At 59.5% G+C, this 24,944-nt stretch carries 28 protein-coding genes; 13 read left to right on the forward strand and 15 right to left on the reverse strand.

Annotated features, from left to right (window positions below; all coding sequences use genetic code 11):
- Window positions 1-55 precede the first annotated feature (55 nt).
- From Q0837_RS08285 to Q0837_RS08310, 6 genes are all read right to left on the reverse strand, one after another.
- A complete protein-coding gene (locus Q0837_RS08285; RefSeq protein ID WP_298467475.1) occupies window positions 56-685 on the reverse strand; it encodes a 2-hydroxychromene-2-carboxylate isomerase in 630 nt (209 codons plus the stop codon).
- Window positions 686-810: 125 nt separating this feature from the next.
- Window positions 811-1,866 carry an alpha/beta hydrolase gene (locus Q0837_RS08290; protein WP_298467477.1) on the reverse strand — a complete coding sequence of 352 codons (1,056 nt, stop codon included), beginning with the start codon at window positions 1,864-1,866 and terminating at the stop codon, window positions 811-813.
- A gap of 107 nt (window positions 1,867-1,973) precedes the next feature.
- Window positions 1,974-3,488 carry a SulP family inorganic anion transporter gene (locus Q0837_RS08295; protein ID WP_298467479.1) on the reverse strand — a complete coding sequence of 505 codons (1,515 nt, stop codon included), beginning with the start codon at window positions 3,486-3,488 and terminating at the stop codon, window positions 1,974-1,976.
- 330 nt (window positions 3,489-3,818) lie between these two features.
- Window positions 3,819-4,442, reverse strand: coding sequence for a pyridoxamine 5'-phosphate oxidase family protein (locus Q0837_RS08300; RefSeq protein ID WP_298467481.1), 624 nt, complete (start codon window positions 4,440-4,442; stop codon window positions 3,819-3,821).
- A 35-nt stretch (window positions 4,443-4,477) separates the two neighbouring features.
- The gene (locus Q0837_RS08305) at window positions 4,478-5,695 is read right to left on the reverse strand and encodes an aminotransferase class I/II-fold pyridoxal phosphate-dependent enzyme (protein WP_298467483.1); all 1,218 of its coding nucleotides are present in this window, start codon (window positions 5,693-5,695) and stop codon (window positions 4,478-4,480) included.
- A gap of 31 nt (window positions 5,696-5,726) precedes the next feature.
- Complete coding sequence (locus Q0837_RS08310; protein ID WP_298467486.1) at window positions 5,727-6,266, reverse strand: TetR/AcrR family transcriptional regulator; 540 nt, start codon at window positions 6,264-6,266, stop codon at window positions 5,727-5,729.
- Window positions 6,267-6,343: 77 nt separating this feature from the next.
- Between Q0837_RS08310 and Q0837_RS08315 the strand changes: the two genes are divergently transcribed.
- Together Q0837_RS08315 and Q0837_RS08320 are read left to right on the forward strand one after the other, a co-directional pair.
- On the forward strand, window positions 6,344-6,757 hold the full coding sequence (locus tag Q0837_RS08315; protein WP_298467489.1) for a hypothetical protein: 414 nt from the start codon (window positions 6,344-6,346) through the stop codon (window positions 6,755-6,757).
- A 45-nt stretch (window positions 6,758-6,802) separates the two neighbouring features.
- On the forward strand, window positions 6,803-8,143 hold the full coding sequence (locus Q0837_RS08320) for a phospholipid carrier-dependent glycosyltransferase (RefSeq protein WP_298467494.1): 1,341 nt from the start codon (window positions 6,803-6,805) through the stop codon (window positions 8,141-8,143).
- A 365-nt stretch (window positions 8,144-8,508) separates the two neighbouring features.
- On the opposite strand, the gene Q0837_RS08325 is transcribed toward Q0837_RS08320, so the two are convergent.
- The 6 genes from Q0837_RS08325 to Q0837_RS08350 all read right to left on the reverse strand — a co-directional run bounded on the left by Q0837_RS08325 (window position 8,509) and on the right by Q0837_RS08350 (window position 14,440).
- On the reverse strand, window positions 8,509-9,597 hold the full coding sequence (locus tag Q0837_RS08325) for a glycosyltransferase family 2 protein (RefSeq protein ID WP_298469848.1): 1,089 nt from the start codon (window positions 9,595-9,597) through the stop codon (window positions 8,509-8,511).
- A gap of 15 nt (window positions 9,598-9,612) precedes the next feature.
- Entirely contained in the window at window positions 9,613-10,683 is a 1,071-nt protein-coding gene (leuB, locus tag Q0837_RS08330) for a 3-isopropylmalate dehydrogenase (RefSeq protein ID WP_298467496.1), read from the reverse strand.
- Window positions 10,684-10,693: 10 nt separating this feature from the next.
- Entirely contained in the window at window positions 10,694-11,296 is a 603-nt protein-coding gene (locus Q0837_RS08335; protein WP_298467498.1) for a recombination protein O N-terminal domain-containing protein, read from the reverse strand.
- Window positions 11,293-13,284, reverse strand: coding sequence for a prolyl oligopeptidase family serine peptidase (locus Q0837_RS08340; RefSeq protein ID WP_298467502.1), 1,992 nt, complete (start codon window positions 13,282-13,284; stop codon window positions 11,293-11,295). Before Q0837_RS08340 ends, Q0837_RS08335 begins: the two co-directional genes overlap by 4 nt.
- Window positions 13,285-13,376: 92 nt before the next feature.
- Window positions 13,377-13,628 (reverse strand): accessory factor UbiK family protein, encoded by a 252-nt coding sequence (locus Q0837_RS08345; protein ID WP_298467505.1) that lies wholly within the window; start codon window positions 13,626-13,628, stop codon window positions 13,377-13,379.
- A 263-nt stretch (window positions 13,629-13,891) separates the two neighbouring features.
- Window positions 13,892-14,440: a TspO/MBR family protein gene (locus Q0837_RS08350; RefSeq protein ID WP_298467508.1), complete on the reverse strand. Its 549-nt coding sequence runs from the start codon at window positions 14,438-14,440 to the stop codon at window positions 13,892-13,894.
- A 354-nt stretch (window positions 14,441-14,794) separates the two neighbouring features.
- Here Q0837_RS08350 and Q0837_RS08355 point away from each other — a divergent pair, with 354 nt between their 5' ends.
- Window positions 14,795-15,019 carry a hypothetical protein gene (locus tag Q0837_RS08355; RefSeq protein WP_298467511.1) on the forward strand — a complete coding sequence of 75 codons (225 nt, stop codon included), beginning with the start codon at window positions 14,795-14,797 and terminating at the stop codon, window positions 15,017-15,019.
- A gap of 130 nt (window positions 15,020-15,149) precedes the next feature.
- Complete coding sequence (locus tag Q0837_RS08360; protein ID WP_298467514.1) at window positions 15,150-15,821, forward strand: hypothetical protein; 672 nt, start codon at window positions 15,150-15,152, stop codon at window positions 15,819-15,821.
- A 48-nt stretch (window positions 15,822-15,869) separates the two neighbouring features.
- Here the strand turns inward: Q0837_RS08360 and Q0837_RS08365 are convergent, their stop codons facing one another.
- Window positions 15,870-16,175: a GIY-YIG nuclease family protein gene (locus tag Q0837_RS08365; protein ID WP_298467517.1), complete on the reverse strand. Its 306-nt coding sequence runs from the start codon at window positions 16,173-16,175 to the stop codon at window positions 15,870-15,872.
- A gap of 39 nt (window positions 16,176-16,214) precedes the next feature.
- Window positions 16,215-16,949, reverse strand: a complete 735-nt coding sequence (locus tag Q0837_RS08370) for a TlyA family RNA methyltransferase (RefSeq protein ID WP_298467520.1) — start codon at window positions 16,947-16,949, stop codon at window positions 16,215-16,217.
- A gap of 71 nt (window positions 16,950-17,020) precedes the next feature.
- Here Q0837_RS08370 and Q0837_RS08375 point away from each other — a divergent pair, with 71 nt between their 5' ends.
- The 6 genes from Q0837_RS08375 to Q0837_RS08400 all read left to right on the forward strand — a co-directional run bounded on the left by Q0837_RS08375 (window position 17,021) and on the right by Q0837_RS08400 (window position 22,032).
- On the forward strand, window positions 17,021-17,596 hold the full coding sequence (locus Q0837_RS08375; protein ID WP_298467523.1) for a hypothetical protein: 576 nt from the start codon (window positions 17,021-17,023) through the stop codon (window positions 17,594-17,596).
- Window positions 17,597-18,291: 695 nt separating this feature from the next.
- Window positions 18,292-19,371, forward strand: coding sequence for a branched-chain amino acid aminotransferase (locus Q0837_RS08380; RefSeq protein ID WP_298467526.1), 1,080 nt, complete (start codon window positions 18,292-18,294; stop codon window positions 19,369-19,371).
- 190 nt (window positions 19,372-19,561) lie between these two features.
- Window positions 19,562-19,903 (forward strand): hypothetical protein, encoded by a 342-nt coding sequence (locus tag Q0837_RS08385; protein WP_298467528.1) that lies wholly within the window; start codon window positions 19,562-19,564, stop codon window positions 19,901-19,903.
- Entirely contained in the window at window positions 19,903-20,928 is a 1,026-nt protein-coding gene (locus Q0837_RS08390) for a rhodanese-related sulfurtransferase (protein WP_298469851.1), read from the forward strand. Before Q0837_RS08385 ends, Q0837_RS08390 begins: the two co-directional genes overlap by 1 nt.
- On the forward strand, window positions 20,925-21,584 hold the full coding sequence (locus tag Q0837_RS08395) for a glutathione S-transferase (RefSeq protein WP_298467531.1): 660 nt from the start codon (window positions 20,925-20,927) through the stop codon (window positions 21,582-21,584). The genes Q0837_RS08390 and Q0837_RS08395 overlap by 4 nt, the downstream gene beginning before the upstream one ends.
- Before the next feature lie 55 nt (window positions 21,585-21,639).
- On the forward strand, window positions 21,640-22,032 hold the full coding sequence (locus Q0837_RS08400) for a hypothetical protein (protein WP_298467533.1): 393 nt from the start codon (window positions 21,640-21,642) through the stop codon (window positions 22,030-22,032).
- On the opposite strand, the gene Q0837_RS08405 is transcribed toward Q0837_RS08400, so the two are convergent.
- Entirely contained in the window at window positions 22,029-22,925 is an 897-nt protein-coding gene (locus tag Q0837_RS08405) for a LysR family transcriptional regulator (protein ID WP_298467535.1), read from the reverse strand. The two genes, Q0837_RS08400 and Q0837_RS08405, sit on opposite strands and share 4 nt — an antisense overlap.
- Window positions 22,926-23,070: 145 nt before the next feature.
- On the opposite strand from Q0837_RS08405, the gene Q0837_RS08410 reads away from it, so the two are divergent.
- The 3 genes from Q0837_RS08410 to Q0837_RS08420 all read left to right on the forward strand — a co-directional run bounded on the left by Q0837_RS08410 (window position 23,071) and on the right by Q0837_RS08420 (window position 24,939).
- Window positions 23,071-23,796: a pirin family protein gene (locus Q0837_RS08410; RefSeq protein ID WP_298469856.1), complete on the forward strand. Its 726-nt coding sequence runs from the start codon at window positions 23,071-23,073 to the stop codon at window positions 23,794-23,796.
- 82 nt (window positions 23,797-23,878) lie between these two features.
- Window positions 23,879-24,472, forward strand: a complete 594-nt coding sequence (locus Q0837_RS08415) for an NAD(P)H-dependent oxidoreductase (RefSeq protein WP_298467538.1) — start codon at window positions 23,879-23,881, stop codon at window positions 24,470-24,472.
- 38 nt (window positions 24,473-24,510) lie between these two features.
- The gene (locus Q0837_RS08420) at window positions 24,511-24,939 is read left to right on the forward strand and encodes a DoxX family protein (protein ID WP_298467541.1); all 429 of its coding nucleotides are present in this window, start codon (window positions 24,511-24,513) and stop codon (window positions 24,937-24,939) included.
- The last annotated feature ends 5 nt before the right edge of the window (window positions 24,940-24,944 follow it).

A 24,944-nucleotide genomic window follows, 5' to 3' on the forward strand; every position in this document is an offset into this window, starting at 1 on the left:
CCGTCTGCATCGAATCGCAGAGGCAAACCTATGAATACGGCAGGCAAACGCAAGCCTAACCGGCGGCGAGCAATTCCTCGATCTGGCCAAGGCGTTCCTTGCCGAAGAACATCTCGAATGTGTCCGGCGCTGCGCCGTGTGATCCGACATACATGGTCGGAATGCCGAACGCGCCGCGTTCTACCGCTTGGTCGGTGTTGGCGACGAGGCCCTGTTTGATCTCGTCGGTCTGGCTCCGCTTGAACAGGTCGGCCGCGTCAAAGCCTGCATTTCCAACTGCCGCACCCAGTTCGCCCGGATCGTTGATATCGATTCCATCTTCCCAGATGGCGGGCAGCAGCGCTTCAACGAATTGCACCCCGCGCCCGTCTTGATCTGCCGCAAGCAGCATCCGCTGAAGCGTGATCGAGTTGAACGGAAATTGCGGGTGGAGCTTGTATTTGGACAGCTGGTGCTTCTCGATAAAGCGGCGCATCTCGAGCATCGAATATTCGACCTTGCCCTTCACATCCGCGTCACGGATCATCGGTGGAGCATTGCCGGTGAGCTTGTGCATACCGCCGAGGAATACCGGAATGACGTCAAGCTCTGCTCCAGTCCGTTTGATGATCTCACGCAGCGGCCACCACACCAGATAGGCGTTGGGGCTGACAAAATCGAAGATGAGTTCAACGCGATTGGCCATGTGGTTTCTCCCTTATGGTGGTGGGTCGCATGGAGACTATTGTGAGGCAAGGCCAATCGCCAGAGCACCCTGCAAGGGTACAAATCGACCAGATAGCCCAACTCTGTGCAGGGCTGCACACAGACCTATTCCGAAACGAGCTGCGCTCCAAAATCAGGAGGCCCACCCGGCCCCGGATCCACACCCAGTACCCAGTGAAGCATGGCAGTTTTGAACGCCTCTTTCTGCGCTTCTGGCAGTTTGCCCGCGCCGTGCCCCATCCCCGGCACTTCCCAATAGGTATAGGACGAGTTGCCGCTTTCCTTGAGAAGCTCGACCAGCTTGCGTGCGCTTTGAACCGGAGTGGAATCGAAGTCCTTTTCACCATGGACGATGAGTATCGGAACCTGATTGTCCTTAAGCACTTGCGAGTGGCGCGCGAAGAGGCGCGTGGGCCACACTTTCCAACTGTTATCCTTTCCTGACCAGGTCTTGGTCCAGGTCGGGTTGTCGACCATCTGCTGAAACTGTTCGTTGAGCGACGCCAGACAGTCTTCGCGTTTCTCTTTCAAGCGGTCCTCGGGGCAAATCCAGAAATCCTGAAAGTGTTCCGCCATCGTGTAACCACCGCCCATCGCACCTAGTACTGCGCGTGTGACGTTTGGGTAATAGGCAGTCAGCTGCACCGCGATGTCACCACCATCCGACCAACCCCAAATCATCACTTCGCCGTTCCACCAGTCTGCACCGGTCTTGCGAAGGTGTTGCAACACGCGCAAATGGTCGATGACCCTCTGGTCCATCGTGTAATGTTTGAGAAATTCCTCGCTGCACTCGGACGGATAGCCGGCATCATGAGCAACGCCGGGTTTTTCCACCATGACCCGTGCATATTTGATCGGGCGATCGTTGCCGGGCCGATAGCTATAACGGATGGTCGGACGCAGTTGGCCAATGCAACTTGATCCGTCGACCATGATCAATAGCGGGACCTTCTCATCCGTTTCGGGACGGTCGAGAAAGTAGACCAGTTCACGTTCGTCGATGGTCTTTATCGCTACGCGTTGTTCATAAATGTAATTGGTCTGAGCACTCACCTCGCCGCGCTCGACGTCTTGAGCAACAGCAGCGGAAATATTCAGGGATGCGGCCAACAGGTTCAGGAAAATGGCTCCCGACAGCCTCTGGAATCTCTTCATCATCTCAAATTACCCCATCCACGATTCACGGCGAAGAATGAGGTCCAACTTGCCAAGTTGCAAGCTGGTTGAATGATGGCGAAAGCCACCGCTGATCGTCCTTTTGGGACTTAATGCGGAGCCAGCCCCAGCTCGATCCCGGTGCGGTCTTCCAGTGCGAACTTGTCGAACAGGTCAGCGCTCGCCGAATTCAACCCGACAACCCGCGTATGCCGCCCGTTGCGACGCATGCGGTCAATGACCTTTTCCAGCGCACCAATTGCCGAAATGTCCCAGAAATGCGCCTTCGACACGTCGATCACCACATTGTGTGCAGCGTCTTCGTACTGGCTTTCCGGGCCGAGCATTTCCATGAACTTGTCGACGCTGGCGAAGAAGATTTCACCTGTCACTACATAGACCGCGCTGTGCGGACGGCGCACGCGCTCGACCGTGAACAAGTTGCGGACCTTGTTGGCGAAGAAGATGCCCGAAAGCAGCACGCCTACAAGCACGCCCAGCGCCAGATCATGCGTCCAGACAACCACCACGACGGTCGCGATCATAACCAGCGAGCTAGTGGGTGGATGGCGGCGCAGGTTCGGGATCGAGTTCCAGCTGAACGTCCCGATCGATACCATGATCATCACTGCGACCAATGCCGGCATCGGGACCTGCCCAACGTATGAGCCAAGCACAGTAAGCAAGAACAACAGGAACGCGCCTGCGGTAAATGTCGAAAGACGACCACGGCCGCCCGAGGCCACGTTGATAACTGACTGACCAATCATCGCGCAGCCGCCCATTCCTCCGAAGAACGCAGCCGCAATGTTGGCAACGCCCTGGCCCGCGCTCTCGCGTTGTTTGTTGCTGTCCGTGTGGGTCATGTCATCGACGATCTGCGCCGTCAGCAGGCTTTCCAGCAGGCCGACAGCCGCCATCGTCAGCGAGTATGGCGCAATGATTTTCAGCGTTTCCCAGGTCAGCGGCACGTCGGGGATCGCGAAGAATGGCGGTCCATCGGGAAGTTTACCCTCGCCCGCGACGTTATTGACCGGCAGGCCCCAGAACACCGCCGCCGCTGTCAGCAGGACGATGGCCACCAGCGGGCTTGGCACAGCCTTGCTGATGCGCGGAAAGCCGTAAATGATCGCCAGACCCGCCGCGACCATGGCGTAGGTCCACCAGGTCACTCCGTCATTTCCGGGCAGCAATTGCGGGATTTGCGCCATGAAGATCAGGATCGCGAGTGCGTTGACGAAGCCTGTAATAACCGAGCGGCTGACGAATTGCATCAGCAGGTCGAGCCTGAGCAGCGCAGCGATGCCCTGGAAAATGCCCATCAGGATTGTCGCAGCGAAGAGGTAATCGACCCCCCATTCGTCGACCAGCGGGATCACCACCACGGCAACCGCAGCGGTCGCCGCCGAGATCATGCCGGGCCGCCCGCCGGTCAGCGCGATTACCATCGCGATCACAACCGAGGCATAAAGGCCAACGCTCGGATCTACGCCCGCGATCAGGGCGAAACCAATCGCTTCCGGAATCAGCGCCAGAGCGACGACGATACCGGCAAGGATGTCAGCGCGCGGCTGAGCCAGCCAGTCACGGCGGAATGTTGCCGCGAAGGAGCGGTCTACAGTCATGGGAATTTCCAGAATTCGAGTAGATCGAGAGCTGTGCCCCGATGCGTTCGGTGCTGTTCTATGCGCTTATGCTGCATTGCACAATGGTGAAGTCAGTTTCGCCCCTGCCTTTCGCCCCATCATGGTTAATTTCGCGTTTCCTCAAAATCTGGGAGGTTTGTTAGGCGCTGTCAGCCAAAAGGAACACGCCCCCGCTGTCCGGCGGAAGGCAGGTGACCCGATCACGTGTCGTTTCAAGCGATCCCGCAAGGGACCAATGTGCATCAGGCCGGTGCGGAATGTGTGAGGCACATCCGCCCGGCCTTTTGGGTTTCAGGACAGGAGCCTAATTCACGCACCCTCATTCGATTGCAGCCGCAATTGTGCATTCTCTTTTTCAAGTTCTGCTACACGAGTCTCGAGATTTGAGACTGCCTCCTTCACTTCTGCTGCGTCGAACTTTTTAGTGATATGTTGAGGACAATTCCAATCGTAGGCCTCTAACGTCAGGACCACAGCGCGCTCAGCAACTCCACCATAATCAGGCAATTGCAGCGCGGCCGCCAATTCAGGCTCACTTGTCAGGTCATGATAGGAGGCGCGAGCGAACATCTTCATGCGGCGGCGGCGCTTGTAGTCCATCAAGAACAGCGCCACCCGATTGTCTGCGGAAAGGTTACCAAGCGAGATATATTGCCGGTTCCCGCGAAAATCGAGAAAGCCAATTCTGCGTTCATCGAGCAATTTGAGGAACCCCGTCGGGCCGCCGCGATGCTGGACATAGGGCCAACCAGTCTCCGAAACGCTCGCCATATAGAAAGAGTTTCGTTCAGCTATGAACGCAGCCGCGTTGTCATCGAAGTGATCAAACGCGCGGTCGCCCTCAAAATTCTCGAACAATCCCGCCGCATCGTTTTCAGCTTGCGCTGCGCGAACTGAAGGCGTCAGGGCGATATCCATAAATCCGTAAGGCATGATGTAACCTTTCCGTCGATCGACCCCGCTTCAATTCATAAAGTCGCTGCTACCAACGCCCTATCCATATCTTCTTTCAGGTCGGCGATATCTTCTAGTCCGACATTGATCCGCAGCAGCCCCTCGGTCACGCCCATATCCATGCGGGCGTCCTCGCTCAGACTGGCATGCGTGGTCGAGGCCGGGTGGCACATTAGGCTGCGCGCGTCGCCGATATTGTTCGAGATATCGATCAGTTCTAGCGCATCGAGGATAGCAAAGGCCCGTTCGCGGGTTCCAACGTCGAAGGCGAAGATCGGTCCCGTCATGTCCATTTGAGCGAGCGCGAGATCATGGCGGGGATGGCTGGGCAGGCCGGGATGCAGCATTTGACCGCCCGCCTTCTCCAGACGCGGTTCGAGGAATTGACCCAGCGCTACGGCTTGCTCGCTCTGACGCTTGGCTCGCAGATCGAGCGTTTCAAGTCCCTTGTGCACCACCCACGCGTTGAATGGGGAGAGGTTCGGCCCTGTGTTGCGCTGGAACGGCAGAAGCGTCTCGTTGATCCATTCTTCGCTGCCGCAAATGGCACCGGCGAGCACCCTGCCCTGACCGTCCATCAACTTGGTTGCGCTATAAGCGACCACGTCCGCGCCGAATTCCATCGGGCGCTGGAGCGCAGGGCTGGCGAAAGCATTGTCGACCACCGTTGTGATTCCATGCGCCTTCGCTAGGTCGCAGACGAATTGCAGGTCTACGATATCGAGCGTCGGATTGGCCGGAGTCTCGAAAAAGAATACCTTGGTGTTGGGCTGGATTGCCGCCTCCCATGCAGCATCCTCGGCGCTGTCGATCACCGTCGTTTCGATCCCGAACCTGGGCAAGAGACTGTCGACCAGCCAGCGACAAGAACCGAAAGCCGCGCGCGCGGCAACACAGTGATCGCCAACAGAAAGCTGACACAAAAGCGCAGCGGTCATTGCCGCCATTCCGCTGGCCTGCGCGCGGCAAGCCTCGGCCCCTTCCAACAGCGCGATCCGCTCCTCAAGCATCGCGACGGTCGGGTTTTGTAGGCGCGAATAGGTCATGCCATCCGCATCACCAGCGAAACGATCCGCAACGGTCTGCGCATCGTCGTAAGCGTAGCCCGAAGTGAGGAACAAGGCCTCGCTGGTCTCGCCATGCTCGCTGCGCCAGGTCCCGCCGCGCACGGCGCGGGTGGCAGGTCGCCAATTGCGCGTTGCCGCGCGGTCCATTCCGGTGGTCTTCTTCATGGCAGGGACGATTAGGGGCGCGTGCGGAGCCTTACAACCCGCTTGCGTCCAGACCGTCGCTTGCGGTGCGTTCATGCCCGACCACGCCAAGCATCAACGTCCCTTCAAGCAGCGTCATCAGATAACGAGCGCCGCCTGCAGGGTCTGGATCGCCTTCGGGCATTTGCGTTTCGAGCCAGGCAAGTTGCTTGGTCATCATCGCATCGGCAGCTTCACGATAGCCCGCAATCCCGCGCGCTGATCCGGCGACAATCTCCCACCACAGCACCATGAAGGGCTGCATCATCGGGTGTCGGCCCTGCTCCAGAATGCGCTCGAAACATTCATTGCGAGTCTTGGGACGATCAGCTCCCATCGCCGCATCGAGCGCTGTGGAGTAGATGCCGGCAATATGTTCGAGCAAGTCGGCGACCAGCTGCTCCTTGTTCCCGAAATGATAGATCAGCATCCGGTCGCTGGTCCCCGCTGCCTTCGCAAGAGGCCGCAGACTCGCCCCGCCCAGCCCATTGTTGAGCACATGCGCAGCAAGTTTGGGCAGCAGCGTTTCGCGGGAAAGTGGTGGGTTCGCCATTTTGCGCTTGTAGCGATTGCTACATTCGGTTACCAGTCTTTGTAGCACTCGCTACATAACGACTCGGAGATTGACCGATGGACACGCTGCAAATCACCTTTTGGGCCATAATCATCTTTGGGGCGGCGGCGTGGGCCTACATCGTCTTCGCCAAACCAGCACATGGCAATTCCACTCTTGCCGCGATGCTTTCCGGCGGCTTCGGTGCCTACACGGCAGTGCAGATCTGGCAGGAAGGCGTGGTGATGTTCTTCACCAACCACTCCGTCAATCTGACCGGAATTCAAGTGTGGTGGGATTTGGTGATGTGCGTAATGATCGCGCTGTTCTTCATCGCCCCGCGCGCCCGCAAGGTCGGAATGAACGTCCCGCTGTGGGCGCTGTTGTGCGGATGCACGGCCAGCATTGGCTTGCTCGCGATGATTGCGCGCCTGTTCTGGTTGGAAAATCAAACTGAAACACCCTCTGTCGCGAACCCCGCCAAAGCGTAAATACTCTTGTCCGCTGCCAAGCGCTTACCTAAGCGCTTGGCAACCATGTCAGCGGTCGCCACACCCTCTGTCTCCGAACAAGAACTAGCGGGGCCACCTGAATTGCCGCGCGATCCGTGGCTGTGGTGCTTGCTGATACCAGCCATATTTGCGGCACTGGCAAGCATCCGCCTGACCATACCGAGTGCGCCGTATTTCGACGAAGTGCACTATCTGCCCGCCGCGCGCGAGATGCTGGCGATCCTCGAAGGGCGCGGCGAATACCTCAATCGCGAGCATCCGCTGCTCGGCAAACAGCTGATTGCGCTGGGCATATACCTGTTCGGCGATACCCCGCTTGGCTGGAGGATCGTACCACTGATCGCAGGGACAATCGCGGTCTGCGCGAGCATGCGCGCGCTGTGGCAGGCAAGCCAGGATCACTTCGCCACGATTGCTTTCGGTGTTCTGCTGGCGACGGGGTTCCACCTGTTCGTTCACGCCCGGATCGCGATGCTCGACATCTTTATGGCGATGTTTCTGAGCCTTGCTGCGTGGTTCTTCGCCGCCGCCATCCGCAAGCCCGAAACCGGGCGCTGGCGACTGGCCATTGCAGGTGTCGCGCTCGGCTGCGCCTTGGGATCGAAGTGGAACGCGGTGCCACTCGCAATGGTGCCCGGCATCACGTTCTTCGCCGCGCGCCTGTCAGCCGGGCGGCGGCGGTTGCTGACCAGCCGCCGCGGCGTTCCGGTGCCGGGCATTTCACTGCTCGAAGCGTTCGTATGGCTCGGGATCGTGCCGTTGTTGATCTATGCCCTGACATTCGCGCCGGGTTACTGGCTCAGCGACTATCTGCGCCCCTCCCCGCTCGCCGAAAAGGGGATTATCGGGCTGCACCGCGAGATGCTGGACATGCAAGCGTCTGTCGTCAGCCCGCATTCCTATCAGAGCACATGGCAGCAATGGGTGCTGAACAAGCGCGGCATTTGGTATCTCTACGAATTCACCGACAGTGCGCAGCGCGGGGTGCTGCTGATTGGCAACCCGCTTACGATGCTGCTGGGCCTCCCGGCTCTGTTCTGGTGTCTCATCTGGGGCCTGTATCGCAGCGACTGGGCGAAGGTCGCGACGGTCGTGGGCTTTGGCGTGAGTCTTGGCCTGTGGCTGATCGCGAACAAGCCAGTACAGTTCTACTACCACTACATGATGCCGAGCTGCTTCCTGCTTGCAGCACTGGCGTTGGTCCTCGGCGATATCCACCGCAGCGCGCAATATCGCTGGGTGAGCTATGTCGTGCTGGCGGGAAGTGCGGCGTTCTTCGCGCTGTTCTTCAAGATCCTGACGGCGGGCGAATTGGAAGGGCCAATGAGCTTCGCCAAATGGGCGTGGCTGGAGGGCTGGAGATGAGGATGAGGAGGCTGGTGGCTTCGCTTCTATTGCTGGCAACTCCAGCAAACGCCGATGATCGGTTCAACTGCCCTAAGCCGAAAGGTGATCTCAGGCCCGACCGCGATGCAATCGCGAACGCTTGGCCATCGCACATCGACAGAATTCTGCCCGAACTTGTGGAGGTCGATTTCCGTTGCAGGGTCGATGGCAATGGCAGTTTTGTCGACTGCATATTCGTGACCCGGCAAGCGCTGAAAGAAAATCAAGAACGCATCGTACAACGAGCTGCGTCAAGAATTATGCGCGCCACGAAAACGGACGTTCCCAACCAACCGTGTGTCGCCAACAAAATTGCGTTTAAGCAGGGCGATACGGCTCGTGACTCAATACCGTCCCCAGACGAAACGGCTGCTCAGAGCGAAGTTCCAAACTGAGCCGATAAGTATGCCGCACAAGGCTGAGAGCATCCAGAATACGCCGCTTGATTCGAGGAACGTCGCGACGGCAACATTCGCGAAGCCGCCGACGGCACAGGTTAGGCAGAACCCTGCCCAGCCTCGCAGAACTTCGCCCCAGCCAGTCAGGCGCTTGTCGCGGTAAGTCAGCCAATTGTTGAGCCAGAAATTGAAGCTCATCGCTGTCAGAACAGCGACCAATTGCGCGCGCCAAAACGCATCGAGCAGATGCGGAAACAGCGCGAACAAGACCGCGTAATGCACGATCACACCCAGCCCACCGACGGTCCCGAACAGCGCAAACCGCGTCGGGATCACTCGGCCCAATGTCTTGTCGTAAAGCCCGGCGAGAAAATCGAACAGGATTGCGCGGTCAAGCTTGCTTTCGCCTTCGCGGCGTTTGGCAAAGTTGAGCGGAAATTCCTTCACTTTGATGGGCTCGTCGGAGGTCGCGAGCAGATCGAGCAGTATTTTGAACCCAATCCCCGACAAACGCGGCACCAATTCCCGCGCGGTTGCGGTAGGCAGCATGAAATAACCGCTCATCGGGTCGGTCAACTCGACGCCGGTCAGCCTGCGCGCCATCGCATTGGCCATACCGGATAGTTTTTCGCGTTCCGGCTCAGCCCAATCGGCAGTGCTGGCCCCTTCGGCGAAGCGCGAGGCGACACAGATATCGGCCTCACCTGCCTTGAGGCTAGCGAGCATTTTGGGGAGCAACGCCGGGTCATGTTGGTGGTCAGCATCCATTACCGCGCTGTAGGGAGCAGCGGTTGCGCAAAACCCTTCGATTGCGGCACTTGCCAACCCGCGCCGTCCGATCCGCTGGATTACCCGGACACGCCGATCGGACTGCGCCAGTGCGCGCGCTTCGTCCGCCGTGCCATCCTTGCTGTCATCGTCGACAATCAGGACTTCCCAACCCTCAGCGCCAAGCGCACCCTCAATCCGTTCGACCAACGGCGCGAGGTTCCCGCGCTCATTCAGTGTCGGAAGGATAATGGCCAGATCGAGCATGTCCGCCAATCGGCGTCAGAGGCGCTCACGCACGGCCGCGCCAATTTCCTCGCAGCCATGCTCGCCGCCCAGATCACCGCCGCGAATGCCGTCAGCCAGAGCTTTCGAAACTGCCGTCTCGATCTGCACGGCCTCAGCTTCGCGACCAAACGAGTGCCGCAGCATCATTGCCGCCGACAGGATCGTCGCCATCGGGTTGGCCTTGCCCTGACCGGCAATATCGGGCGCGCTGCCGTGGATCGGTTCGTAAAGGCCGAAAACGCCATGATCGGTCTCGCGCTCACCCACCGAGGCACTGGGAAGCAGGCCAATGGAGCCAACCGCCGCGCTTGCCAGATCGGAGAGGATATCGCCGAACAGATTGCCGGTCAGGATCACGCCGAACTGCGCAGGATTGCTGATGATCTGCATCGCGGCGTTGTCGACATACATGTGACTGAGATCGATATCAGGATGGGACTTCGCCGCGTGCTTCACCGTGTCACGCCAAACCTGACTGGTTTCGAGCACATTGGCTTTGTCGACGCTACAAAGTCTTTGTTTTCTTGGGCAATCGCCAGCCCGAGCCGTGCGGAATGCGACCTGTGCGATGCGCGAGACCTCTGGTTCGGAGTAGGACATCATGTCCCATCCCTCGCGGCTGCCATCATTCGCCACCCGCTCGCCCTTGTCGCCGAAATAGACGTCGCCGGTCAGCTCGCGCACGATCATCATGTCGAGCTCGCCCGCAATCTCCGGCTTGAGCGGTGAAAGATGCTCCAGCCCCGCAAACACCTTGGCCGGGCGCAGATTGGCGAACAGGTCCAGCTCCTTGCGCAGGCCCAGGATCGCCTGTTCGGGCCGAAGGTGCCGTTCCAACCCGTCGCAGTCCGGATCACCCACCGCGCCGAACAGCACGGCGTCGCAGGATTTGGCGATAGTCAGCGTCTCTTGCGGCAAGGGGTGGCCGTGGCGCTTGTATGCAACGCCGCCGACATCGCCGTCGAACATCGTCAGCCCCGGCAGGTCCAGCGTTTCGAGAACGCGCACCGCTTCGCGTGTGACTTCCGGGCCAATTCCGTCGCCGGGCAGGACTGCAATCTTCATTTTGAAACGCTCACTTCAGCATGCGGCCAAGCCGCTCCCCCAAGGCTATCCGCGCGGCCATAACATCGCTTTTGCTGTCGGCAAGCACATAGCGGCCCAGCGGCCTATGCAGCGCCCGGAAGGTGTCGAACTGCGCTTCGAAATCGCCCTCCATATCGGGGCGCTGACCGCCGTAGCCCATCTCGCGCAGCAGCATCGTCTCATACGCAACCATCGCCGCCAACCACCCGCTCGCGGAAGGGGCATGGCAAACCGCGTCCAAGAGCGCTGAGAGCGCCTGGTAGAGCGAGGGATAAGGATTGCGTTCCGGCAGGGCGCTCGCAGTCAGCACGCAAGCCCAATTGATCGCGGCGGCGGGCAGCGGCTCGGTCATCCACGGCCCGCGACTTTCCTCCAGTTCCAGCCGAGCAAACGGCAATTGGCTGTCGGACTTTGAGCGCAACTCCAGTGCGACAGCATTGCCCGGGATCATGACGGGACGAAGCTGCCGCCCGCGCCCGCCCGCAACATAGCCCGCGACCAGACCGTATTCCTCAGTCAGCAGCCGAGCGATTGCCGCGGTTTCGCCATGCGGACGCGAGGCGACCAGAATGGCGGGCGCGCTGACAATCATTCAGCTTCGGTCAGCCCCAGCTGCTTCTCGATAAATTCGGCCTGTTTGCGGTAATAGAACAGCTGGTTGGAGAGCTTGCGCCAGCCATGCCCTTCATCCGGAATACGCACGAAGGGTGCTTCTATCCCGTTGGCGCGCAGTGTTTTTACCATCACTTCGGTTTCATAGATGTCGATGCGCGGGTCCATCACACCGTGCGAATACAGCACCGGCACGTTGATCTGATCGGCTTTGCGGATCGGCGAATTGACCGTGTAATATTCCTTCCAGCGTTCCTCAGTGATGTCGCCATATTCGATCCGATCCGAGGCTTTGAGCGCGGGCGAGGCGATCTCCAGCGCGGTGACCCAATCGGCGACGCCGAACAGCGAGACGCCAGCGGCAAAGTTGCCCGGGTATTCAGCGAGCACTGCGTTGACCGCATAGCCGCCATACGATCCGCCCATCACCGCCGCGCGGTCTCCGTCGATCAAGCCATCGGCGGCAAGCGCATTCTTCATATCGACAAGATCACGAACCGAATCGAGCCGGTTCTCGCGGTCGTCGAGTGTCGTGTAGGTTCGCCCTAGCCCGGTGCTGCCCCGCACATTGGGCTCGAACACCGCAACGCCGCGCGCGACATGATATTGTGCGATGGGATCGTAGGTCGCCTGCGATTGTGCTGTCGGTCCGCCGTGTACCGAGAACACAACCGGAGGCGCGTTCTCGCCAATGCTTGCTCCGTCGGGCAGATAGAGCAGCCCCTGTAGCTCCACGCCATCACGCGCCCGATAACGCACCACTTTCGGGCGAACCAGACGGTCGGGATCGAGCCCGGCATAGTTGGCCGCAAACACCTTCTCCGCAGTACCGGCAATAGGATTGGTCATCCAGATTTCACCTGGCGTCTGCCAGCCGTTCACGCGTACCAACAATTGCCCATCGCCCTCGCAATCGAGCGCATAATTACCCTCAGGAAGCTCAGGCATGGTGATAGGGCGCTTTTCGACTGTGTGCCAACCGCGCAGGACGTCAAAGCCGTCTTCGTTCTGCGTCCAATAGAGATACTGGCCACCTGGTCCGCCGCCGCACAGTTCCAAGTTCTCGACGTCGCTTTCGGTTTCGAAGACACGCGCGAAGGTTTCGCTTCCCAGCCGATAGAATGAGAGCGTACCGTATTCGCGATCAACATTGGTCGAGAAGTAGAAGCCGGATGAATTCGGCATCCACTCAAACCCGCCCAGAGTATGGCTGGCGCGATCCTCTGCCGGCGGCTTGGAAATGGTGGTCATCGCTTTGGTCGCGAGATCAAGCAGGAAGAGATTGTCGGCATCTTCGCCCACCGTCTCGGTGACGAGTGCAAATTTGCCGTCGGGCGAGATCGAGCGGGGAGCGAGGCCAAGCTCCGCCTCGACGATCAACTCGCTTTCGCCGTTCAATGTGCCGCGATAGACATCGAACACGCCCGTTCCGCGTGCGGTAGAGGCATAGACGAAACTGCCATCAGCCGCGAAATCGCCAAACTGGCGAAAGTCGCCGCGCGCGGCGGGCAGCACCTCGATTTCGGCCTGACCGTCTGGCGTAATGGCAAAGTAGCCCGGCTGCTCATTGCCATCGCGATCTGCTGAGTAAAACAAGGCGGAGCCGTCAGGCGTCCAGACCGGAGCGCGCACTCCTGTCCTGAAAGTTACTTGCTTCGGCACGCCACCGCCGGATGGCATGACCCACAGCTCGGACTGGCCCGTAACATCCCAAGAAAAAGCAATCGTCTTGCCGTCGGGCGAAAGGTTGGCGGCGCCCGGACCGCTGGCGAGCAAATAGCGCGCAATGTCGGCAGGGTATTCGCCCGCGCGGCCAATCGTCACATCGCTGCCGTCGGGTTCCATTGCCTCGATTGAAAGATCAGCGCCCTTGGCTCCGCCGAAGCTTTCTTCTGTGTCCTGAGCAAGTGCAGCGACAGGCAGCGCCGCGAACGCAGCGGTAGCCAACCAAAGGGAGCGTGGGGTCATAGGATACCTCTGTAAGATCAGCGGGAGATGCGCTGAACCTTAGAGGATCGAAGAGTGCTTGCAATCCTGCGCAGCGCGGCAGGCGCAGCGAATTACTTGCCGGAGAGCTTGGCTTCCAGCTCCGCGACCTTGGCTTCAAGCGCATCAGCCTGTTCGCGCGCTTTTTGCGCCATGGCTTTGACGGTATCGAATTCTTCGCGGCTGACGAAATCCATGCCGCCCATCGCCGCACGCATGCGTTCACGGGCGCTCTCACGCGCCTCGCGGGTCATGCCCGCCATGGTGCCAGCGGCGCTGTTTGCGAGCTTGACGAAGTCGGCGATGATCGGGTTTTCGCTTTGCATGTTCTATATTTGGCAATGCTCACCCTGAAGGGCAAGCATCTTTGTTCCGCACTCGCATCCGCGAGCGCGATTTCCTCGCTCACGCGACCTAAAGGTCGCATCGCTGCGGGCGGCCGGTCGGCCTTGCGACGCCTATGGCGTCGAGCCAGTGCAACATGGCGATCGCTTCGCGGAGCACGGCTGCGCAGCAGCCGCAAGGGCGACCGCCCGCCCGCAGGCCCGATAGGGCCGAGGAAGTCGCAGCCCGGATGGGCTGCGCCAAACTAAAGCACCACTTCCACCGCAGCGCCGCTGTCGCCGGTCAATCCGCCGTCCGGATTTTCGACAATGAACATGTAGTTGAGCGCCCCGGCAAAACACAGCCATCCGAGATACGGCACGAGAAGCAATCCTGCGCTCCGCCTCACTCGCCAAAACGCCGCAATTACGACGAGCAGCGTCACAATCGCCGCGCCGATCACGATCAGTCCGCCTTGCATATTTTGCGCGCCGAAGAACACTGGCGTCCATGCCAGCGTGATCGGGAAATGCACCGCGAACACGACCAGGGCGAGCGGGCGTCCAAACGCTCCCCAAGCGCTGGCCACCAGCGCGACAGCAAACCCTATCATCGCAAAGAGAATGCCCCAGACAATACCGAACGCCGCGGTCGGCGGAAAGATCGACGGCTTTGTAAGGCTATCGAACCAGACCGTATCGGGGCTGCCGAAACGGCCGGACAGGAAGCCCAGCAAAACAATCAGGGGAACCAGAAACAGCGACCAACGCAGGAAGCTGGCGCGAAGTTGCGCCTTTGATGCCAGGAAATTCATTATCTCTCCCGATAGCACGAAACCACGCTTTGCGCGCATGATTCGCCTGAAGCAGCATTCGAGCGGCGAGATACACATTCCATGGCGCGGGACCAAACGCGCTGGCTTGGCTCACCCTCATTTCGGCGCAACAAACGCCAGAATCCCCAGCCAAATTCGAAAGTTCGGTAAATGGACGTGCGTTTTGCAATCATTGTGTTAGCTTCGCCACATTCTTGCCGCGATTCGGGACGCTACACGGCAAGGAATCATCCATTCGCGCGTCCTGCCCGATCAAGGGCCCAATTTGGGGAACGAGTTACATGAAAAAGACCAACTTCGCTTCGATGCTCGCAGTCGCTGGCGGTCTCGCTGTTGCAACCGCCGCTTGCTCGGCACCTGCTGAAGACGGCGCTACCGACGCCGATACCACTGCTGTCGCTGAATGCGCTGCAGGCTGCTGTGCAGCTGCATGCGAAGGCGCTGGCTGCTGCGCTGCTGCCTGTGAAGGTGCTGCATGTGCCGCTGCATGCGAAGGCGCTGGTTGCTGCGCTGCAGAAGGCTGCTGTGCCGCTGCTTGCGAAGCTGCCTAAGCTTTAACGCTTCAAAGAATGCTGACGGCCGATCGCAACTCCATGTTGCGGTCGGCCGTTTTGCTTTGCGGGCGGAGCCGCCTATAAAACTCGCTTTGACAGTAACCTTCCGTGCTTCGTCACAGTAACTGGATATTATGGACAAGCTTCAAGCCGCGCAGACCGTTATCGAGACAATCACGCAAATGGCGCAGGAGCAGCGCCCGCTGATGCTTCGTGTCGTGCCCGAAGATGGTGCGAATTTCTGGACTCACTATCCGGAAAAGGACGCCCGCGACGAGTTCTGCAAAGCGCGCTGGTATTACCATGTGCATGCTCCGGGAAACCGCGATGCCGATGAGCACGGCCATTTCCATCTGTTCCTGCACCGGACGCAGCTGCCCGATGGGTTGGAGCCGAAGGTTTGGCCGCCTCAGGGTGAAGAAGCGAAAGCTCACGTGACCCACCTGATCGCCCTGTCGATCGACACGCTCGGTATCCCGCGCTCGTGGTTCACCGTGAACCGCTATGTGACCAACGAATTCCTCTATCCCGCCGAGACGATGATCGAGCATCTCCCGGCATTCAACGTCGATCACACCAAGGAAGACGACCTCGTCAACCGCTTCGTCACTGCGATGGTGGCGCTTTACAGTGAAGAGATCGAAGACTTGCTGCGCCAACGCGATACAAGGCACGCTGCACTGGTCGAAGAGCATGGCGACAAGGCGTATGAGCTGGCCTCTGGTGAAGAGGTGCTGTCACAGATCCCAATCGATCTGGATGCCAAGATCAATTCGCTCGACTGGCCCGAGGAAGCAGAGGCGTAGCTCTCAATTCGTCATTGCGAGGAGCGCAGCGACGAAGCAATCCATGGCCTAACGGTTAAGCTCAAAGAACAGGTCTCGCCAATCCGGATCGGTGGCTTCGATCAACGCGATCTTGGCCTTTCTCGACCCACCTTTGATCTGTTTCTCTCGTTCAATAGCAGCTTCCATCGTTGAATGTAGCTCAAGCCAAACGAGAAGCTTGCATCGATACTTCTTCGTGAATCCTTCGACCAGGCTCTCGCGATGCTGCCACGCTCGCTTTGGCAGGTCAGACGTGACTCCGGTATAGATCGCGCCATTCTTCTGGTTCGCCATCATATAGACGGCTGGCTGAAAGTTGGATGATCGGTCCATGGATTGCTTCGCCTCCGGCTCGCAATGACGAGTTCCTTCTTAACCCCGCCTCGCCGAAATCAGGAATTCCACATTGCCTTGAGGTCCGGTGATCGGACTTTCAACAATTCCTTCGATATCCCAGCCAAGTCCCTCAAGCCATTCGCGAACTTCGCGGCACACGCGCTGATGCAGAACCGGATCGCGAACGACTCCGCCCTTGCCGACCTCTTCACGCGCAACATCGAATTGCGGCTTAATCAGCGCAACCAAACGGCATTCCGACGCGGCCAGTTCGAGCGGGCGCTCGAGCACTTTTGAAAGGCTGATAAAACTCGCATCGCACACAACCCAATTACTCGGGCGGTTTATCTGCTCGGGCGTCAGAATTCGTGCGCTGGTCTGTTCCAGCACTGTCACACGATCATCCTGGCGCAGTTTCCACGCAAGCTGATTAGTGCCGCTGTCGACCGCGAACACATGGGCAGCGCCCTTGGTGAGCAGCACATCGGTGAAACCGCCGGTCGAGCTCCCGATATCCATCGCCACCGCACCGCTCGGATCGAGTGCGAAGTGCTCGATTGCATGCGCCAGCTTGATCCCACCGCGACTGACCCAAGGGTGGTCGCGCCCGCGCACTTCAAGCGGCGCATCCTCGGCCAATTGCTGGCCCGGCTTGGCGATCTTGGATTCGCCCGAAAACACCGTTCCCGCCATGATGAGCGCCTGCGCACGCGTGCGGCTTTCGGCCAGTTCCCGCTCGACCAGCAGGTGATCCGCGCGGCGCTTAGCCATCGGTCGGATTTTCTGCGGAGAGCGGCGAATAGGTCATGGACGCACCCGCCGTTAGCGCGCATTTAGGCGACATGAAAGCAATCCATTTCAAGCTTGTCAGCGCCATGGCACTCGGCGTGTCAGCCTGCGCATGCGTTCCAACCGCAGAAGCGCCAGCCGCTCCATCCGCACCGATTGCAACCCCTGCACCGGCTCCGACACCCACTCCCGCTCCGCCGCCGCCTCCTCCTGCTGTGGAGGAGCCGCGCTTCGAAAACTATCTCGATGCGCCGCAGACGGTCGGAACTTGGGGTTACGGCGCCGACCCCGACACGACGATGGCGTTCTTCGGCACTGGAGAGAACGAACTTGCCGCGTCCTTCGTCGTACTCTGCCGCGTTGGTACTGGTGAAGTCTGGCTAGGACGGCGCGGGGCGAACTCCCCGCGTACGATGGAAATCAAGACCGAAACGGTGACGCGCGTGCTTCAAGCCGATTTGATGCGCCGCGAAGGCAGCATTGTCGTCGCCAAACTATCAGCGCGGGATCCGCTGCTTGATGCGATGGCAATTACGAAAGGGCGCTTTGCAGTCGGCGTGGAAGGTATGCGGACACTATACCTACCAGCTTGGGCCGAAGTGACGCGCGCGATTGAAGATTGCCGGTAAGATTCGTTTCCCGCTTTCCACAGCCATGCGATGATTGACATGCCTCAAAGGCACTAAAACAAGAAACGCCCAAGGTTTCCCCTGAGCGCGTTCCAATATCGTCTGAGCGAAGGCGCATTATTCTGACGTGGGAAAAGTTTTTTTCAAGTCTTGTCTTGGCACCTCTTCTGACTCAGATTGGTTGGTGAGGTTAGCGGTGAACGCGAACTTCGGCCCCCGGTGATACGGCGAGGTCTTGGCTTTCAAGCGCGAAAGGAGGTGATCCGATGTCTCATGGTTCAGTAGCGAGGTCGGTGAAGATCCCTACGGAGCATATTCGGTAATCTCCTTACCGAGTGAGGTTTCGTGAGCGGCACTTCCGGCCGCTGACCATGAAAGGGCGGTTCCCCGACGGGCGGAGCCGCCCTTTTCATTTGGTTTTTTTGTTTTGCGCACGCCATCCGGCGCGCGATTTCCTCGACCCTGACGGGTCTGCGGGCGGGCGGTCGCCCTTGCGGCTGCTGCGCAGCCGAGCTCCGCGACCAAGCCAGTACCTTGGAATGGTTCGGACCCGATAGGGTCCGCAAGCCCGACCGGGCGCCCGCAGCGACGCGCCCGAAGGGCGTATGAGCGAGGAAATCGCGCTCGCGGATGCGAGTGCGCAAAGAAAGACTCAAATCTTGCCCTTCGTTTCTTCCGATACTAATCGCTCCCCCATGCACTTCACCCGTATTCCCCACCCTGCCCCGACGCATGACAACGTCCGCAAAGCCGCCATCGCCGATCCCGGCTTCGGCACCGTGTTCACCGACCACATGGTCACGATCGACTATGATGAAGCCAAGGGCGGCTGGCATTCAGCCCGCATCGGCCCGCGCGAGGCGATCTCCCTCGATCCTGCCGCCAGCGTGCTGCACTACGCGCAGGAAATATTCGAGGGGATGAAGGCCTTCACGCATGAAGACGGCGGCCTGGCACTGTTCCGTCCGGAGGAGAACGCACGCCGCTTCAATGACAGCGCGCGGCGCATGGCGATGCCGGAAATCCCTGAGGAGCTGTTTCTCGATGCGGTGAAGCTGGCGGTCGAGACCGACGCCGACTGGATGCCTCCAGTTGAGGGCGGCTCGCTCTATATCCGCCCCTTCATGTTCGCTTCCGAAGCGTTTCTTGGTGTGCGCCCGGCCAAGCAATACAAGTTCGTCGTGATCGTTGTGTCGACCGGCAACTACTTCAAGAAGGGCGTGAACCCGGTCAAAATCTGGGTCAGTCAGGACTACGTTCGCGCGGCCCCCGGCGGCACCGGCGCGGCCAAAACCGGCGGCAACTATGCCGCCTCTCTGGTTCCGCAGGCCGAAGCCATTTCGCATGGCTGCGATCAGGTCGTCTTCCTCGACGCAATTGAGCACAAATGGGTCGAGGAATTGGGCGGCATGAACCTGTTCTTTATCCGCGACGATGGCAGCGTGATCACTCCGCCGCTGACCGGTACAATCCTGCCCGGCATTACCCGCGACTCGCTTGTAGCGATGCTGCGCGAGGAAGGGCTGGAAGTGCGGGAGGAACCGTACTCGATCGACCAATGGCGCGAGGAAGCGGAGAGCGGCAAACTGCTCGAAACCCTCGCCTGCGGCACGGCTGCGGTGGTGACCCCGGTGGGTACAGTCGCCTCACCCAACGGCGAGTTCACCATCGGCACCGGCGGCATCGGCCAAATGGCGCAGAAAATGCGCGAGCGACTGGTCGGCCTGCAACACGGCGCGGTCGAAGACAAACACGGCTGGGTGATGCGGGTTTGAGTGCGAGTATGCGAAGGTGATCCAATTGAGAAAGATCCTGGGCGATGTCGCTGTGATACTAGGTGATCGCTTGAAGCGGTGCCAAAAAGAGGCGTCCGAACAGCTTCCTCCAGTTGGCTGTTCGGACATTTTCACCTCCACTAGAGACGAACCTCAGGACAAGCTCAGCTCGGCGATGCGGGTTTAAGCGATGGCAGTTGATCCCTTTGCTCCCAGTCTGTCGGATAGGCTCCGCAGCGGATTGGGGCTCGCGGCGTTCCTATTGATTGCAGCTGTGCTGGCATTCGTTGTCTACTTCGCTCTGATTGCAGAAGAAAAGCCGGTACAGACCGAAACGGCTGAGGTGATCGGGTATGGGATGGGTGCGGGTTACTCCGGCAACAAGCCGCTGCTGAAAGTGATGACAGCGCGGGGCGACGAGCGATCCATTTCGGTCGAACCCGGCGTGTTGGAAAGCTGCCAGGTCGGCGATGAAGTTCTGCTACACCGCCAAGGTGTAAACCTGACCGTTGCCGCTCGGATGTGCGAATGATGGCGGCAGCTCCAACGATCCAAGTCGCCGCGCTCTATTGCTTCGCGCCTTTCGACGATCCGACCTCGCTGCAAGCGCCCTTGCAGGCGGAGTGTGAGGAAGCGGGAACCAAGGGCACCATCCTGCTGGCGCCAGAGGGCGTGAACGGCACCATTGCCGGCTCACCCGATGCGATCAGAGCGGTGCTCGACCATATCCGCAGCTTGCCCGGTTGCGCCGAGTTCGACGTCAAATATTCTCACGCCGACGAAATGCCCTTCAACCGCATGAAGGTGCGGCTCAAGCGCGAGATCGTCACGATGGGTGAGCCTGATATCGATCCGCGCGCCAGTGTGGGCCGCTATGTCGCGCCGCAGGATTGGAACGATCTGATCAGCGATCCCGACACCATCGTGATCGACACCCGCAACGATTACGAGGTTGCCATCGGCACTTTCGAAGGCGCGGTCGATCCCAAGACGCCCAGCTTTCGCGACTTCCCGGCATGGTTTCGCGCAAATCGCGACGAGTTGCTCGACGGCAAGAAGAAAGTCGCGATGTTCTGCACCGGCGGCATTCGCTGCGAGAAATCGACCAGCTTCCTGCGCTCCGAGGGTGTCGAGGACGTGTTCCACCTGAAAGGCGGCATCCTCAAATATCTCGAAACCGTCCCGCAGGATGAAAGCCTGTGGGATGGCGAGTGCTTCGTGTTCGATCAGCGTGTGTCGGTGAAGCACGGGCTGGAACTTGGCTCCTATGGCCAATGCTTCGCTTGCCGCATGCCGCTGAGCGAGGAAGAGATGGCCTCGCCCGACTATGCGCCGGGCGTCAGCTGTCCGCATTGCATCGATGAGCGCGATGAGGCGCAGCGGGCGCGCTATGCCGAGCGGCAAAGGCAACAGCAGCTCGCCAAGCAGCGCGGCGAAGCGCATGTCGGGGCGAGTATCGAGCGATCAGCCGACGATGCACCAAGCGTTCCCGATGGCGGTTGGGAAGCGAACTTTCCCGGCGGCCTGACGCCAGAGACAGACGAGAACGGCGAGTGAGCGATCTGCCGATCCTCTACAGTTTTCGCCGCTGCCCCTATGCGATGCGGGCACGCATGGCGCTTTGGTCGGCGGGCATCACGGTCGAACTGCGCGAGGTGAAACTCGCCGACAAACCGCCGGAATTGGCCGAAGCTTCACCCAAAGCGACCGTGCCTGTGCTGGTTCTTGCCGATGGGACCGTGCTCGAAGAAAGCATCGCGATCATGCGCTGGGCGCTAGATCAGAATGACCCTGAGAACTGGCTCGATGGCGATGACACCGCGCTGATCACCCGCAATGACGGGCCGTTCAAACACAGCCTTGATCGTTACAAATACCCGACCCGCTACCCGGACGAGGCCAAGGGTGATGAGGATACGTTCCGCCTCGACCATCGCACTCATGGGCTGGCTTTCCTGCAAGACCTGGATGAGCGACTGGGAAGCAGCGCGCAGCTGGGCGGCGACCATCGCGCCCTCGCCGATGTCGCGCTGTTCCCCTTCATCCGCCAATTCGCGAACACCGACCGTGATTGGTTCGACGCGCAAGGATTGCCGCATGTGCAGGAATGGCTCGAAAAGCACCTAGCCTCTGATCTCTTCAAGGCCATCATGCCTAAATATGCGCCGTGGAAAGCAGGCGACGAGCCGCTCGTTTTCGGTCCCTCCAAGTAGTTCAGCACGCACGCCCTTTTACCGGTGATTCACCATTTCAGGTCAGGATGGTGCGATGGATAGCTTTGATCCCTCCTTCAATGTCTCCATCGATCGCGTGCACTGCGTGGTGCGCTTCGCTGCGAGCGGCATGTGGGAGGAGAAGCAGATCAAGGAAGCCTCTGTAAAGATCGGCGAAGCCGCAGCGCCGTTCATCCTTGCAAAACAGCGGTTCTCCATGCTCGGCGACTATTCCGAAGCGATTACGCAGTCGCAACAGGCAGCGATCGTGATTCGCTCAAGCATCGAGACAGCGGTAAAACTGGGATTAGCTCGCATTGGAGTCGTCGGGGCGTCGGCGCTTGTAAAAATGCAATACAAGCGGATGGACGATATCGTCGAAATTGAATTCTTCGACACCAAAGTCGATGCGCTGCAGTGGCTGCGATCGAACGAACAGGCCGCCTAAACGGCCAGTTCCTCCCGGAATGCATCGATCAGCCAACTTGTCGCTGGGCCGAGCTTCGTATCGCGACGCCATAATGCGCTGAGGCGATAGGCTTCCTCTCCGGGTTTCTCTGGCAGATCGAGTTCAACCAGCCGCCCATCTTGCAGGTCACGCGTCACCATTTCGCGCGGCATATTTCCCCAACCCAGCCCTTCCTTAAGCAAACTGTGCTTGGCGCCGAGATCGCCGAGCCGCCAGCTTTCCGGGCTAAGCACCGAGAATTCCTGACCTTCGGTGAAAGAGGATCGGTCGGACAATACAAGTTGCATGTGCTTGCGGCTCTCGCCCGGAGCCACGTTGGGACTGGCGAGTGGATGATCGGGGGCTGCAACCGGCACCAGTTCGACCGCTCCGATGAATTGCCGCTCAAACGCGGGGTGGTCGACAATGGTCGGCCCACCAATCGCGAGATCGCCATCTTCGTCGAGCAGACATGCCGCGACTGCGCCCAGCCCTTCGATGTTGAGAGAAAGCGCGACTGTCGGGAACATGGCTCGGAATTCACGCAGAACCTTCGCGGTCACTTCGCCTGGCACCATGACGTCGATCACCAGCGAGACATTGCTTTCGAGCCCAGAATGGAGCGAGCGCGTCTTTGCCAGCAGCGCATCGACGCGGTCAGTCACGGACCGTGCCTCCGTGAGCAAGCCTTCCCCCGCTTCGGTCAATACAGGTCTGCGCGAGCCTTCTCGCTCGAACAGCGTTACCGCCAACTGTGCTTCAAGCTGCGCGATCCCATAACTGATCGCCGATACCGCCCTCCCCATCATCCGGGCAGCGCCGCCAAAGCTGCCTTCCTCTACCACGGCAAGGAAGATGCGGAGTTGATCGAGCGAAGGGTCGCCAAGTCTCATATGACCTATATGTTCGGATAATCCGAACATTTTGACAAGTTTTATCTCACTTATCCATTTATCAGATCACCCCTATCTCCAGTTTCAACAGAGCGCACTCATTCACGAGCCGCTCCGAGACAGGAGAAAAGCAATGATCGAACCCATTATCGAACTTCGTCCCTTCAATTCGCTCGGTGCCGCAAACCATGGCTGGCTCGATGCCCATCACCACTTCTCATTTGCCAGCTACCATGATCCGGACCGGGTCAACTGGGGCAGTCTCCGCGTCTGGAACGACGACACAATTCAGCCCGGCACCGGCTTCCCCACTCACCCGCATAACGACATGGAAATCATCACCTATGTCCGCAAAGGCGCCATCACCCACCGCGATTCCGTGGGCAATGAAGGCCGCACCGAAGCGGGCGACGTGCAGGTGATGAGCGCCGGTGACGGTATCCAGCATTCGGAATACAACCGCGAAGACGAGGATACCGAGATCTTCCAGATCTGGATCATCCCCGACGAGCGCGGTGGTAAGCCGACCTGGGGTGCACGTGAATTCCCCAAGGATGACCGTGCCGGACAGTTCGTGCCGCTCGCAGCCAGCACTGCCAACGACAATGACCTTGCCGATGGCGCGCTTCCGATCCGGACCGATGCCCGCGTGCTGGGTGCCACAATCAAGGCAGGTGAAAGCGTGACCTACATACCGCGCTCAGCCGACCGGCATCTCTATCTCGTCCCTGCCATCGGCAAGGTGCGGATCGACAATGGTGCCGACGGTGTTCGGGCCAATGCCCGTGACGGTGTCGCCATCACCCAGTTTGAGCAGGTGACTATCACCGCGCTCGAAGACAGCGAAGTTGTCCTGGTAGACGCCGCCTGACCCCCTTGAGCCAGCCGAGTTCCCCCTCTCGGCTGGCTCTCTTTCTTCCAGTCCATTTCAAAACCTTTTTCGGAGAACAGCCATGACCAATATCCTGCACATCTCAGCCAGCATTCGCTCTGGCGAAAGCATCTCTCGCGGCCTCGGCACGACCATTGTCGAAGGGTTAGCTGCCAAAACTGGCGCGACGATCACCGATCGCGATCTCAGCGCCAATGACATCCCCTTTGTCGATGAAGCGCGGTTCGAAGCCAACCTGACCCCGCCAGCGGACCGCACGCCAGAGCAAGCGGAACTTGCGGCCATTGCCGACACGCTGATTGCGGAACTGCACGCAGCAGACACAATCGTGTTCAGCGTGCCCGTCTACAATTTCGGCGTACCCGCCGTGGTCAAAGCCTGGGCCGATCTGGTCGCCCGCGCTGGCACCACTTTCAAATACACGGAAAACGGCCCCGTCGGCCTGCTGGAAGGCAAGAAGGTCTACATCGCCGCTGCATCCGGCGGGACGCCGATTGGCTCGGACATGGACTTCATGTCGAGTTGGCTTACGTTCTTCCTCGGCTTCCTTGGAATAACAGATGTCGAAATCGTCGCGGCCGACGGTATCATGAGCGTCGACGGCGAAGCCAAGATTGCCGCAGCAAAGGCCAAGGCGGCCGAACTGGCCGCTTGAAGCGGACTACTGATCCATAAGTCCAAAGGAGAAACCCCATGAACACTCTTGCACAAGACACCACGATCGGTTCAGCTTCTAACGGCAGCTCCGCGCAGAACGCACTGGCCCTCATCGCCCGGCTGCTGCTGGCCGCTCTCTTCATCCTGGCAGGCATCAACAAACTGACCGGGATGGAAGGCACCGTTGGATACATCGCCTCTGTCGGCATGCCCTTCCCCGAACTTGTCTATTTCGGCACGGTCGCAATCGAGATTGTCGGCGGCCTGATGCTCGCAGCTGGGTTCAAGGCTCGCTATGCTGCCGGCGCACTCGGAACCTTCACGCTGCTGACCGCGTTCATCTTCCACAATGACTTTGCGCAGCAGACCGAAGTGACGCTGTTTCTGAAGAACCTGGCGATCGCAGGCGGCATGTTTGCCATCGCCGCCTTCGGTCCGGGCCGCCTTTCGGTCGACCGCAACTAGGAATG

It is taken from the genome of uncultured Erythrobacter sp., assembly GCF_947499705.1.
Classification (GTDB): Bacteria; Pseudomonadota; Alphaproteobacteria; order Sphingomonadales; family Sphingomonadaceae; genus Erythrobacter.